The 12,347-nt window shown below is 72.4% G+C and carries 12 protein-coding genes and 1 pseudogene; 8 read left to right on the top strand and 5 right to left on the bottom strand.

The features are described from left to right. Positions 1-72: 72 nt before the first annotated feature. On the bottom strand, positions 73-942 hold the full coding sequence (locus IF73_RS0123385; protein ID WP_031011287.1) for an endonuclease domain-containing protein: 870 nt from the start codon (positions 940-942) through the stop codon (positions 73-75). 155 nt (positions 943-1,097) lie between these two features. Here IF73_RS0123385 and IF73_RS0123390 point away from each other — a divergent pair, with 155 nt between their 5' ends. Further along, positions 1,098-1,487, top strand: coding sequence for a DUF7674 family protein (locus tag IF73_RS0123390; protein ID WP_051717190.1), 390 nt, complete (start codon positions 1,098-1,100; stop codon positions 1,485-1,487). A gap of 232 nt (positions 1,488-1,719) precedes the next feature. Here the strand turns inward: IF73_RS0123390 and IF73_RS0123395 are convergent. After that, positions 1,720-2,076, bottom strand: a pseudogene (locus IF73_RS0123395) (DUF192 domain-containing protein); the annotation flags it as partial. 29 nt (positions 2,077-2,105) lie between these two features. Between IF73_RS0123395 and IF73_RS0123400 the strand changes: the two are divergent. Continuing rightward, positions 2,106-2,843 (top strand): prepilin peptidase, encoded by a 738-nt coding sequence (locus tag IF73_RS0123400; protein ID WP_031011290.1) that lies wholly within the window; start codon positions 2,106-2,108, stop codon positions 2,841-2,843. Positions 2,844-3,192: 349 nt separating this feature from the next. Here IF73_RS0123400 and mgrA read toward each other — a convergent pair whose 3' ends face one another. Next, positions 3,193-4,230, bottom strand: coding sequence for an L-glyceraldehyde 3-phosphate reductase (mgrA, locus tag IF73_RS0123405; RefSeq protein WP_031011291.1), 1,038 nt, complete (start codon positions 4,228-4,230; stop codon positions 3,193-3,195). Positions 4,231-4,359: 129 nt separating this feature from the next. Here mgrA and IF73_RS0123410 point away from each other — a divergent pair, with 129 nt between their 5' ends. The 5 genes from IF73_RS0123410 to IF73_RS0123430 all read left to right on the top strand — a co-directional run bounded on the left by IF73_RS0123410 (position 4,360) and on the right by IF73_RS0123430 (position 10,074). Beyond that, positions 4,360-5,121 carry an isoprenyl transferase gene (locus tag IF73_RS0123410; RefSeq protein WP_031011292.1) on the top strand — a complete coding sequence of 254 codons (762 nt, stop codon included), beginning with the start codon at positions 4,360-4,362 and terminating at the stop codon, positions 5,119-5,121. A gap of 307 nt (positions 5,122-5,428) precedes the next feature. Beyond that, positions 5,429-6,754, top strand: coding sequence for a PhoH family protein (locus tag IF73_RS0123415; RefSeq protein WP_031011293.1), 1,326 nt, complete (start codon positions 5,429-5,431; stop codon positions 6,752-6,754). 389 nt (positions 6,755-7,143) lie between these two features. Then, positions 7,144-7,866 (top strand): transglycosylase SLT domain-containing protein, encoded by a 723-nt coding sequence (locus tag IF73_RS0123420; protein WP_031011294.1) that lies wholly within the window; start codon positions 7,144-7,146, stop codon positions 7,864-7,866. Between the two features lie 100 nt (positions 7,867-7,966). Further along, positions 7,967-9,400, top strand: a complete 1,434-nt coding sequence (locus tag IF73_RS0123425) for an AI-2E family transporter (RefSeq protein ID WP_031011295.1) — start codon at positions 7,967-7,969, stop codon at positions 9,398-9,400. Further along, positions 9,397-10,074 (top strand): hypothetical protein, encoded by a 678-nt coding sequence (locus tag IF73_RS0123430; protein ID WP_031011296.1) that lies wholly within the window; start codon positions 9,397-9,399, stop codon positions 10,072-10,074. The genes IF73_RS0123425 and IF73_RS0123430 overlap by 4 nt, the downstream gene beginning before the upstream one ends. 67 nt (positions 10,075-10,141) lie before the next feature. On the opposite strand, the gene IF73_RS0123435 is transcribed toward IF73_RS0123430, so the two are convergent. Then, complete coding sequence (locus IF73_RS0123435) at positions 10,142-10,675, bottom strand: alkyl hydroperoxide reductase (RefSeq protein WP_031011298.1); 534 nt, start codon at positions 10,673-10,675, stop codon at positions 10,142-10,144. Positions 10,676-10,677: 2 nt separating this feature from the next. Next, positions 10,678-11,232, bottom strand: coding sequence for a peroxiredoxin (locus IF73_RS0123440; protein WP_031011300.1), 555 nt, complete (start codon positions 11,230-11,232; stop codon positions 10,678-10,680). A 133-nt stretch (positions 11,233-11,365) separates the two neighbouring features. Between IF73_RS0123440 and IF73_RS0123445 the strand changes: the two genes are divergently transcribed. After that, positions 11,366-12,340 (top strand): LysR substrate-binding domain-containing protein, encoded by a 975-nt coding sequence (locus IF73_RS0123445; RefSeq protein ID WP_051717191.1) that lies wholly within the window; start codon positions 11,366-11,368, stop codon positions 12,338-12,340. Positions 12,341-12,347 lie beyond the last annotated feature (7 nt).

A 12,347-nucleotide genomic window follows, 5' to 3' on the forward strand; every position in this document is an offset into this window, starting at 1 on the left:
GCGCCGCCCGAACCCGCCCGCCGCAACCGCCCCCCGCGCCGCCTCCCGCCCCCGCCCCGCCCCGCCCCGCGCTCAGCGTGCGAGCTCCGCCAGTGCCGCGCGGATGTCGGCGGTCATCCGGTCGGGGTGTGCGAAGACCTCGCGGGCGGTGAAGCGGAGGACCCGGCGGATCTCGGGGCAGGACTGGAGCGCGTTGAAGCGGGCGATGTCACGCTCGTGGGCGCGCCGGGTGCCGTGGTACGCGAAGCCCTCGACCTCCACGGCGAGTCCGGCGTCCCGGAAGAGGAAGTCCGGGTGGAGCGGGCGGCCCGCGGGCGTCCGCAGCGACGGCTGGCACTCGGGGTGGAGGGACGCGTCGGCCATCCTCAGCCGGGCCACCGTCTCCGCGGGCGATCCCGCCGCCGGGTTCGTCAGCGCGAGCCAGGCGCGGGCGCGCGGCGCCCCCGGGCGGCGGACGGACAGCTGGGCGGCCAGCTCCTCGTACCGGACCAGCGGCCCTCTCCGTACGCCCTCCACCATCCGCGCGGAGAGCGCCGAGTCCGCCGCCACCACGGCCTCCTCCCTGCTCGCGGACGCCCGTATCAGGTCCGCGACCGTCCGCGCGGCCGTCGTGACGCGCAGGCCCCGGCGCAGGCAGACGTCCTCCGGCGGCAGCGAGGCCCGCGAACCGGGCGGGACCGGCACCCCCGCCAGAAGCTCGATCCGGTGCAGCCGGGCCGCTGTGCCGTACCGGCAGACCCGCCGCGGGCCCAGCAGTTGGAGCGCGGTCTCCCGGACCCGCCAGTCCGTCTCCTTGCCCGGCGCCGCCCACGCTCCCCGGCAGATCCGCTGCCAGCCGTCCCGCCGCAGGCGCGCTGCGAGCCGGCCCGGCGGCCAGCCCGCCGCGAGGGCCCGGACGGTGAGGAGCACCCCGCCCCGGGCGAGGATCGACAACTCGTACATACGCCCAACGATCCACGGATGTACGACACTTCGCACCCCCTGTGGAAAACCCGGCGAAAGTTGTCCCCAGGAAACCGTAAAAGTGTCGGGACAGGGTTCCGGGGGAGGAGCATTCTGGACGGAAACACCACAACGCCACCGGGGCAGGGCCGCCGATGCAGCAGCACACCAGACCTCAGACCGACGCTCCTCCGACGACCGGCGAGCAGCTCGTCCACGACCTGCTCGCCCACGTCCCGGCGTTCCGGGCCGCGTACGAGAGCCATGTCTTCCGGCAGGGCGGGGTCCTGCCGCACGTCTTCTTCTGGGACGTCGTCCAGGGCACCGTCCGCTCCTTCCTGGCGGAGGAGCCGGAGCCGGACTGGCGCCGCACCCTCGACTTCCTGGAGGAGCAGATCCGGCGCGGCGACACCGCCGTCGACGAGGTGATCGTGACCTCCTTCCTCGGCGACCTCCCGTCCCCCCACGAACCGGGCCACGCCATCGTCGGCCAGCTCGGCCCGATCATGACCGCCCGCTTCGGCCGCATGAGGCCCCAGGGCTGACCAGCGCTTCTCTCGGGCGTTCTTCCCGCTGCTTCCGGTCCTGGAGCAGGGACGCCGTGCTCGCCCTGGCCTCCGCCGGCTACGGGGCCTGCTCGCTGCTGGGCTCCGGGCCGCCCCGACCGGGTGTCGGGCCACCCTGACCGGGCTCCGGGCCGCCCTGACCTGGAGTCGGGCCGCCCTGACCGGGTGTCGGGCCGCCCTGACCGGGTGTCGGGCCGCCCTGACCGGGTGTCGGGCCGGTCGTCACCGTCACCCGGACGCCCGCCCGCAGCCCCCAGCCCGCCATCGCGCCCGCCTCCGCCTCCAGCACGTGCCGGGCGCGGAGCCGGAGCGCCCCGAGCCGGCCCGGGCGCATGGTGACCACGGCGAGCACCCGCAGCTCCCGGTCCAGGTGGGCGACGTCGATCGGGAAGCCCATGCCGAAGGTGTGCACGCTGCTCGCGGGGGTCAGGAGCATCGCCCCGGCGATCCCGTCCCGGCCCAGCAGCCCCCGCCGCCGCGCCCGGTACGAGGCCGCGATCTCCAGCGGCACCGCCGCGCCCCCCGGCACCGCCAGCGTCCCCGTCCCGTCCTGCCAACTCCGCCCCATGCGCCCGACCTTAGACCTAGGGTCGGGCCGTGTACCCGTCGCTGATCGTTCTCGCCGCCCTGTGGGGCGCCGCCGTCGGGCTGCTCGTGCCGCGGGCCGCGTACCGGCTCTCCGTGGAGCCCGAGGAGCCGTGGCGGGAGCTGTGCCCCGCGGGGCACCGGCTCGCCGGTCCGGCCCGTGGCTGGCTGGGCGGGCCCGGGCGGGCCGGGTGCGCGACGACGCCCGCGCCGCTCGCGGTGCCGCTGCTGACCGCGCTGGTCTGCGCGCTGCTCGCCGCCGCCACCGGCGGGCCCCGGCCGGAGCTCGCCGTCTGGCTGCTCGCCGCGCCCTTCGGCGTCCTGCTGGGCTGTGTCGACGTCCGGGTGCAGCGGCTGCCGGACGGCCTGACCCTGCCGCTCGCGGTCGCCGTGCCGCTGCTGCTCGGGGCCGCCGAACTCCTCCCGTACGACGCCGGGTCCTGGACCCACACCCTGCTCGGCGCGGCCGCGCTCGGCGGCGGCTATCTCGCGCTGCACCTCATCAACCCGCAGGGCCTCGGCTTCGGCGACGTGAAGCTCGCCCTGCCGCTCGGCGCCGCCCTCGGCTGGTACGGCTGGGGCGTGCTCTTCACCGGCGCCTTCCTCGGCTTCCTGCTGGGCGCGGGATACGGCTTCGGGCGCGTCCTCCTCGGCCGCGCGGGCCGCTCCTCCGCGATCCCCTTCGGCCCCTTCATGCTCTCCGGCGCTCTCCTCGGGCTCGCCCTCGGCGCCTTCACGGCACTGCCCTGACCCCTGCGGAGGGCGTGGCTCCGCAGCGCCACCGGGTCGTCGCGGAGCGCCACGCCACCCGCGTCCACCAGGCCGGTCGTCAATGCCGGGTGTTCCCCCGTCGGAGGGACGGAACTCCGCCGCCACGCCGGGGCGCAAACCCGCCACAGGGGCCCGGAGCCCTTGGGGCGCTTGGGATCCGGGGAAATCCGGCCGCTTCGTTCGGCGCACGTGGCGCGCGACCCGACTTACGAAGGGTTATGGTGGAACCCCCCCCTCGGGCCGGTCCGTATCCCCCCCACGGACCGGCCCGTTTTTCTTTCCCCCCGTCGTCCCGGGCCCGGGACGACGGAGGGAGATCGAGGGAGCGTCAGCCCCGGCCGGCCCAGATGTTGGTGCCCTCGGTGTCGACGGCGAAGGAGTCGATCTCCTTCAGCTCCGCGTCCGTGAGCGGCGCGGAGGCCAGCGCCGCCACGTTCTCCTCCAGCTGCGCGACGCTCGACGCGCCGATCAGGGCCGAGGTCATCCGCGGGTCGCGCAGCACCCACTTCAGCGCCAGCTGGGCCAGCGACTGCCCGCGCCGCTCGGCGATGTCCGCGAGGCCGCGCAGCCGGCGCAGCACCTCGTCGGAGAGCAGGTTCGGGTCGAGGGACTTGCCCTGGGTGGCGCGGGAGCCCTCCGGGATGCCCTTCAGGTACTTGCCGGTGAGCAGCCCCTGGGCCAGCGGCACGAAGGAGATGCAGCCCATGCCGGCCGTCTCCAGGGTGTCGAGCAGGCGGTCGTCCTCGATCCAGCGGTTGATCATCGAGTACGAGGGCTGGTGGATCAGGGCCGGGACACCCATCTCCCTCAGGAGCCGCGCGGCCTCGGCGGTCTGCTCCGCGTTGTACGAGGAGACGCCGACGTACAGCGCCTTGCCCTGCCGGACCGCGGAGGCGAGCGCCCCCATGGTCTCCTCCAGCGGGGTCTCCGGGTCGAAGCGGTGCGAGTAGAAGATGTCGACGTAGTCGAGGCCCATCCGGTCCAGGGAGGCGTCGAGCGACGACAGCAGGTACTTGCGGGAGCCCCACTCGCCGTACGGGCCGGGGTGCATCTCGTACCCCGCCTTGGTCGAGACGATCAGCTCGTCCCGGTAGGGCGCGAAGTCCTGGGCGAAGATCTTGCCGAAGTTCAGCTCGGCCGAGCCGGGCGGCGGCCCGTAGTTGTTCGCCAGGTCGAAGTGGGTGACGCCGAGGTCGAAGGCGCGGCGCAGGATCGCCCGCTGCGAGTCGAGCGTGCGGTCGTCGCCGAAGTTGTGCCAGAGGCCGAGGGAGACGGCGGGGAGCTTGAGCCCGCTGCGGCCCGAGCGGCGGTACTCCATGGAGTCGTAGCGCTCCGCGGCGGCGCGGTAGAGGGGGGATTCAGTCACATATCTCTGCTTATCACGGACCTGTGACAGAGCCGTACGGAGTTGTGACGCTCCCGGACTGGGACCCTTCATCCGGCCGCAGTAGGGTGGCGGCTTGCGAACCGCCCGCCCATGGAGGGGTAAAGAACAGTGAACCTGCGCGACCTGGTGTACGGGCTCTACGCACGCCGGGTGGAAGGCCGTCTCGACCACGACCAGGTGCCCAAGCACATCGGCGTCATCCTCGACGGCAACCGGCGCTGGGCCAAGGCGTCCGGCGGGACGCCCGAGCAGGGACACAAGGCCGGCGCGGACAAGATCCAGGAGCTCCTCGGCTGGTGCGCCGAGACGGACGTCGAGGTCGTCACGCTCTGGATGCTCTCCACGGACAACCTGAACCGCCCCGAAGAGCAGCTCGTCCCGCTGCTCGGCATCATCGAGAACGCCGTGCGCGCGCTGGCCGCCGACGGCCGCTGGCGGGTGCACCACGTCGGCACCATGGACCTGCTGCCCGCCAGGACCCAGACGGTCCTCAAGGAGGCCCAGGAGGCCACCCGGACCAACACCGGGATACTGGTCAACGTCGCCGTCGGCTACGGCGGCCGGCAGGAGATCGCGGACGCGGTCCGCTCGCTCCTCCTCGACCACGCCGAGCGCGGCACCAGCTTCGAGGAGCTGGCCGAGACCGTCTCCATCGACCTCATCTCGGAGCACCTGTACACGCGCGGGCAGCCCGACCCGGACCTGGTGATCCGCACCAGCGGCGAGCAGCGCCTGTCCGGCTTCATGCTGTGGCAGAGCGCGCACTCCGAGTACTACTTCTGCGAGGTCCACTGGCCGGCCTTCCGCAAGGTCGACTTCCTGCGGGCGCTGCGCGACTACGCCGCCCGGCACCGGCGCTACGGCACCTGAGCCCCGCCCCCCTCCGCGCGGAACGGGGTCCCGGGGGAGTCACCGGACGTTCACGAACGCGCCGTCATATGCCGTGGCATGGTGAGGAGCGTTCGAGGGCATAAGCCTGGTGAAGTGAGCGGCACGGAGACCGCCACCCGGGAGGCCCCTTGCACCAGGACGACCGTGCGGGACACGCACGGGAGAAGCGGAGGGCCGGTGTTCGGCCCGCGCACGGCGGTCCGATCCCGGTCCCATTCCGCCGCGACAACGGTGATTCCGTCGCACCCCGGCCTTTTTCGGGTCTTCAGAGGGGGTCTGTCCTTCCGTGGTGACCAGCACGAAGCGCCGTCTTTCCGACCGGCGCACCTATGTTCTCGACACCAGCGTCCTGCTCGCCGACCCCAAGGCGATGTCCCGCTTCGAGGAGCACGAGGTCGTGCTCCCCATCGTGGTGGTGACCGAGCTGGAGGCGAAGAGGCACCACCCCGAGCTCGGCTACTTCGCCCGTCAGGCGCTGCGCCTGCTGGACGACTTCCGGGTCCGGTACGGCCGCCTGGACGCCCCCCTGCCGATCGGGGACCTCGGCGGCACGCTGCGGGTCGAGCTCAACCACTCCGACCCCGGTGTCCTGCCGGCCGGTTACCGGCTCGGCGACAACGATTCCCGGATCCTCGCCGTCGCGCGGAACCTCCAGGCGGAGGGGTACGACGTCACCGTCGTCTCCAAGGACCTGCCGCTGCGCATCAAGGCGTCCTCGGTGGGCCTGCTCGCCGAGGAGTACCGCGCCGAACTCGCCATCACGGACGCCAACGGGTGGACCGGGATGTCCGAGCTGAGCCTCTCCGCCGAGCAGATCGACCTCCTCTACGACCAGGAGCGGCTGTACGTGCCGGAGGCGTCCGAGCTGCCCGTGCACACCGGCCTGGTGCTCCAGTCGGAGCGCGGCAAGGCGCTCGGCCGGGTCGGCGCCGACGGGAACGTGCGGCTCGTCCGCGGTGACCGGGAGGCGTTCGGGATCCGGGGCCGCAGCGCCGAGCAGCGGATCGCGCTCGACCTGCTCCTCGACCCGGAGGTCGGGATCATCTCGATGGGCGGCCGGGCCGGCACCGGAAAGTCGGCGCTGGCGCTCTGCGCGGGCCTGGAGGCGGTCCTGGAGCGCCGTCAGCACCAGAAGGTGATGGTCTTCCGTCCGCTGTACGCGGTCGGCGGCCAGGACCTCGGCTATCTGCCGGGCAGCGAGTCGGAGAAGATGAGCCCCTGGGCGCAGGCGGTCTTCGACACGCTGTCGTCGGTCGCCGGGCGCGAGGTGATCGAGGAGGTGCTGTCCCGGGGGATGCTGGAGGTCCTTCCGCTCACCCACATCCGGGGCCGCTCGCTCCACGACGCCTTCGTCATCGTCGACGAGGCCCAGTCCCTGGAGCGGAACGTGCTGTTGACCGTTCTGTCCCGTATCGGGGCGAATTCGCGGGTGGTCCTCACCCATGACGTGGCCCAGCGGGACAACCTGCGGGTGGGCCGGTACGACGGAGTCGTCGCCGTGGTCGAGAAGCTGAAGGGGCATCCGCTCTTCGCGCACGTCACGCTGACCCGCTCGGAGCGGTCCCAGATCGCGGCCCTGGTCACCGAGATGCTGGAGGACGGTCACCTGTAAGCCCGATTCGTACCCTTTCGCTCCCGTACGGGAGTTGGCGCCGCCCGGCGAAGCGCAGGAGCTTAGCCGGGCGGCGCCCCCGTGTCCGCAACATCCGTCAAAACACCTGCGCCCAACGAGGTGTGAGCTTTCACACGCAACACGGAATTGCCTTGCGGCGTCCGCGTCCGGCAGAGTCTTGCTTCCGTCAGGCCCCGCATACGGCACCCGTGCACCTTCGACCGTTCGAAGAGGCACACGAAGCACCGCACAACTCCACAATCGCCGCCGTATGCCGCCCACAGCACCACGGGCCCGTGTCTTCTGTGACCCGGTACGACGAAGACCAGCGCCAGGGGCACGATTTCGCCCGCGTGGTCACCGTGCGGGCGATGCTGGAAGGAAACCGTGTGAGCCGGATCTCGGTCCGGGGATTCGCGGTGGCGTCTGCCACTGCGGTCACCACCGTCGGCGCCGTCGTCGGAGTTGCCACGGGCAACGCCGCCCAGGCCACCTCGGACGACAACTTCGAGGCCACCGCGGCCGACACCACGCTGCTCGCGGACATCCCCGCGGGAACGCAGGCGCAGGTGCAGGTCGCCTCCCTCGCGGAGCAGGCCGACGTCCAGGCCGCCGCCGCGGACGCCACCGCGCGCAAGAGCGCCGAGGAGGCCGCCCGCCTCAAGGCCGCGGAGGACGCGGAGGCGAAGAAGAAGGCCGCCGACGAGAAGGCCGAGCAGGAGAAGAAGGAGCGCGAGGAGCGGGAGGCCCGCGAGGAGGCCGAGCGCGCCAGCCGCGAGGCCGTCCGCGACGCGTCGAGCTTCTCCGCCCAGGGCTCGTACTCCATCTCCGAGGTCAAGGCGATCGCCCGCCAGATGATCCCGGAATCCCAGTTCCAGTGCTTCAGCAACATCGTGGACCACGAGTCCGGCTGGAACTACCGGGCGACCAACCCGTCCTCCGGTGCCTACGGTCTCGTCCAGGCGCTGCCGGGCAGCAAGATGTCCTCGGCCGGCGCCGACTGGCAGACCAACCCCGCCACCCAGATCAAGTGGGGCCTCAGCTACATGAACGGCCGGTACGGCAGCCCCTGCGGCGCCTGGTCGTTCTGGCAGGCCAACCGCTGGTACTAGACCGGCGAGCGCTCAACCCCGGGAAGCCCCGCACCGTCCTACGGTGCGGGGCTTCCTGCGTGTAGGTTGCCAGGGACCGAACGGGGGGAAGAGGGACCAGATGTCGAGACTGCCAGGCTGGCTGAACCGACTGGGCGAGGGCATCAGCCGGATCGGAAGCGAACTGCACGCCCGGCGCGCCGAGGCCGAGCGGGCCGAGCCGGCCGGACCGCCGTACGAGCGACCGCCGGTGACGCCCGCTCCGGAGACCGCGCCACCGTCCGGGCGACCGGCCGCCGCGCCGTCCGAGGGCCGCGCCGCCGCGACCGCCGCCGGTTCGGCCGCCGTCGCCGAGGGGCGTACCGTCCCCGCCCCGCCGGCCTACGCGCCCGCCGTCCCCGCCCGGCCCGACCCGGTCTCCGCCATCCCGTGGGGGCTGCGGGTCGCCGGCGAGGCCGGCTGGCGGCTGCTCGTCCTCGCGGGGACCGTCTGGGTGCTGATGCGGGTCATCAGCTCCGTCCAGCTGGTCGTCCTCGCCTTCGTCGCCGCCCTCCTGGTGACCGCGCTGCTCCAGCCGACCGTCGCCCGGCTGCGGAGCATGGGCGTGCCGCGCGGGCTCGCCACCGCCATCACCGCCATCTCCGGCTTCGTCGTGATGGCCCTGGTCGGCTGGTTCGTGGTGTGGCAGGTGATGGACAACATCGACAACCTCACCGACCGGGTCAGGGACGGCATCGAGGAGCTCAAGCGCTGGCTCCTCGACAGCCCCTTCCACGTGACCGAGCGCCAGATCAACGACATCGCCAAGAACCTGAGCGACACCATCGGCGCCAACGCCGAGGAGATCACCTCCGCCGGACTCCAGGGCGTGACCGTGATCGTCGAGACCATGACCGGCATCCTGCTCGCCATGTTCTGCACCCTCTTCCTGCTCTACGACGGGAAGAAGGTCTGGGAGTGGACGCTCAAGCTCGTCCCCGCGCAGGCCAGGCCCGGCGTCGCCGGCGCCGGGCCGCGCGCCTGGCGCACCCTCACCGCCTATGTGCGCGGCACCGTCCTGGTCGCCCTCATCGACGCCGTCTTCATCGGCCTCGGGCTCTACTTCCTCGACGTGCCGATGGCGGTCCCGCTCGCCGTCTTCATCTTCCTCTTCGCCTTCATCCCGCTCGTCGGCGCGGTCATCTCCGGCGCCCTCGCGGTGCTGGTCGCCCTCGTCACCAACGGCGTGTTCACCGCGCTGATGGTGCTCGTGGTCGTGCTCGCCGTGCAGCAGATCGAGGGCCACGTCCTCCAGCCGTTCATCCTCGGCCGGGCCGTCCGCGTCCACCCGCTGGCCGTCGTCCTCGCGGTCGCCGCCGGCGGACTGACCGCCGGCATCGGCGGCGCCGTCGTCGCCGTCCCGCTGGTCGCGGTCGCCAACACCGTCGTCGGCTACCTGAAGGCGTGGAGCCACGAACCGGCGCTGCTCACCGCGGCCGAGCCGCGCGGCGCGACCGCCTTCGAGGTGGCGCCGACCCCGGCACCCGGCTCGCGCGACCGGAAGGGCCAGGCGTGATATCCGAACCCGAGCTGGAGGGCGGCGCCCCCTACGCGACCGTCGAGGTGCTGACCGAGGAGCGGGAGCGGACGCCCCGCCCGCCGCGGGGCCGCCGGCCCTGGCTGTGGGCGCTCGGCGGCGCGCTGGTCGCCTCGGCGGTGTGGGGCGCCGGACTGTACGCGTACTCCGGGCGGACGGAGCCCGGCGTGGACCTGGGCGGGTACAAGACGGTCGACGACCTGTGCGCGCTGGCCGAGCTGAAGGGCATGGCCGCCGTCCTGGGCGAGCGCGGCGGCGACGGCACCGGTCCCGACCTGGACGATCCGGCGCTGGAGCGGCGGTCCTGCACGGCCAGCTTCGGCGCGGGCGACCGCGAGCAGAACGTCAACATCACCTACACCCTGCACAAGCGGACCGACCCGGGGCCCGAGTTCGCGGCGCTGGCCAAGGGGTTCGACCTGATGGAGCCGATCGGCGGCGTCGGCGAGCAGGCGTTCTTCGGCGACGCGGGCGAGGACGGCGGGGCGCTGCGGGTGCTCGACGGGCAGGCCGTCCTGGAGTTCGACGTGTACCGGACCCACTACGAGACCGAGGAGGGCGAGGTCGTCCAGCGCGGCGCGCCCGATCTGTCCGGGGTCGACGTGCCGCTCACCCAGGACGCCCTGGCGCTGATGGCGGCGCTCAAGAAGTAGCCGCGGGCACGGGGAAGGGCCCCGGAGCGAGTGCTCCGGGGCCCTTGCCTCGTACAGCCGCCGACGACTACTCGGCGAGGACGGCCTCCGCGTCCAGGGTGACGGCGACCGCCTGGATCACCGCGGCGATCTTGAACGCCTCCTGGATCGTCTCGCGGTCGACACCGGCCTTGCGCAGGACCTGCTCGTGCGAGTCCAGGCACTGGCCGCAGCCGTTGATCGCGGAGACGGCGAGCGACCAGAGCTCGAAGTCGACCTTCTCGACGCCCGGGTTGCCGATGACGTTCATCCGCAGACCGGCCCGCATCGTCCCGTACTCGGGGTCCGACAGCAGGTGCCGGGTCCGGTAGAAGACGTTGTTCATCGCCATGATGGCGGCGGCGGACTTGGCGGCCTGGTACGCCTCGGGCTTCAGGTTCGCCTGGGCCTCGGGCTCCAGCTCCTTCAGCACCTTCGGCGAGCGCGAGGCGATCGCGCAGGCCAGCACCGTGCCCCACAGCTGCTGCTGCGGGAGGTCGCTGTTGCCGATGACCGAGCCGAGGTTCAGCTTCAGGTCCTTGGCGAAGTCCGGTATGGCGGCCTTCAGCTCATCGAGCGCCATGGTCACTCACCGGCCAGGAGCTTGCCGGCGTCGAGGGTGTCCTCGCCCTTGTTCCAGTTGCAGGGGCAGAGCTCGTCGGTCTGCAGGGCGTCGAGGACCCGCAGGACCTCCTTGGGGTTACGGCCCACGGAACCGGCGGTCACCATGGTGAACTGGATCTCGTTGTTCGGGTCCACGATGAAGACGGCGCGCTGGGCGAAGCCGTCCTCGCCCTCGACGCCGCAGTCGCGCATGAGCTCGTGCTTCGAGTCGGCGAGCATCGGGAAGGGCAGGTCACGCAGGTCGGCGTGGTCCTTGCGCCACGCGTGGTGGACGAACTCGGAGTCGCCGGAGACACCGAGGATCTGGGCGTCACGGTCGGCGAACTCGTCGTTCAGCTTGCCGAACGCGGCGATCTCGGTCGGGCAGACGAAGGTGAAGTCCTTCGGCCAGAAGAACACCACGCGCCACTTGCCCTCGTAGGACTTGTGGTCGATCTGCGCGAACTCCTTGCCGCTCTCCAGCGACACGCAGGCGGTCAGGTCGTAGGTGGGGAACTGGTCACCGACAGTGAGCACACGCTCTCCTTGCGAGACGGAAGGGTCCCTTTTGGGGGCTTCCATGAGGGGTTGGACGGCTCACAGCATGGCACGCAGTGCATTGATCAGGGAAATAGCTAGAGTGGGTCGTGTTGATCGAAGGTGGTTATCAGTGGCATCCCCGTACACCCCCCAGCACGGCCCCCCGCGTGCCAAGCAGCCCAGCCTCTCCCAGCTCAGGGCCTTCGCGGCGGTCGCCGAGCATCTGCACTTCAGGGACGCGGCCGCCGCCATCGGCATGAGCCAGCCCGCACTCTCGGGCGCGGTTTCGGCACTCGAAGAGGCACTCGGTGTCCAGCTCCTGGAGCGGACCACCCGCAAGGTGCTGCTCTCGCCCGCCGGTGAACGGCTCGCCGTCCGCGCCCGGGCCGTCCTCGACGCCGTCGCCGAGCTGATGGAGGAGGCCGAGGGCGCCCGCGCCCCCTTCACCGGGGTGCTCCGCCTCGGCGTCATCCCGACCGTCGCCCCCTATCTGCTGCCGGCCGTGCTGCGGCTGACCCACCGCCGCTACCCCGAGCTCGACCTCCAGGTCCACGAGGAGCAGACCTCCTCGCTCCTGGACGGCCTCGCCGCCGGCCGTCTCGACCTGCTGCTCCTCGCCGTGCCGCTCGGCGTCCCCGGTGTCACCGAACTCCCCCTCTTCGACGAGGACTTCGTGCTCGTCACCGCGGAGGGGCACCCGCTGGCGGGACGGGACGACATCCCCCGGGAGGCGCTGCGGGAGCTGCGGCTGCTGCTGCTCGACGAGGGGCACTGCCTGCGCGACCAGGCCCTCGACGTGTGCCGCGAGGCCGGGCGCGAGGACGGCGCCGAGGTCACCACCACCGCCGCCGGCCTGTCGACCCTGGTCCAGCTGGTCGCCGGCGGGCTCGGCGTGACCCTGCTGCCGCGCACCGCCGTCACCGTCGAGACCGCCCGCGACCCCGCCCTGCGCACCGGCTCCTTCACCGCCCCGGCCCCCACCCGCCGGGTCGCCCTCGCGATGCGGTCCGGCGCGGCCCGCCAGTCCGAGTTCGAGGAGCTGGCCGAGGCGCTGCGCGAGGAGCTGGCGGCGCTTCCCGTACGGGTGCTCGGCGCCGGCGCCTGAACCGCGC

Origin of the sequence: Streptomyces sp. NRRL F-5727, from assembly GCF_000719555.1 — a bacterium.
In the GTDB taxonomy this organism is placed as follows: domain Bacteria; phylum Actinomycetota; class Actinomycetes; order Streptomycetales; family Streptomycetaceae; genus Streptomyces.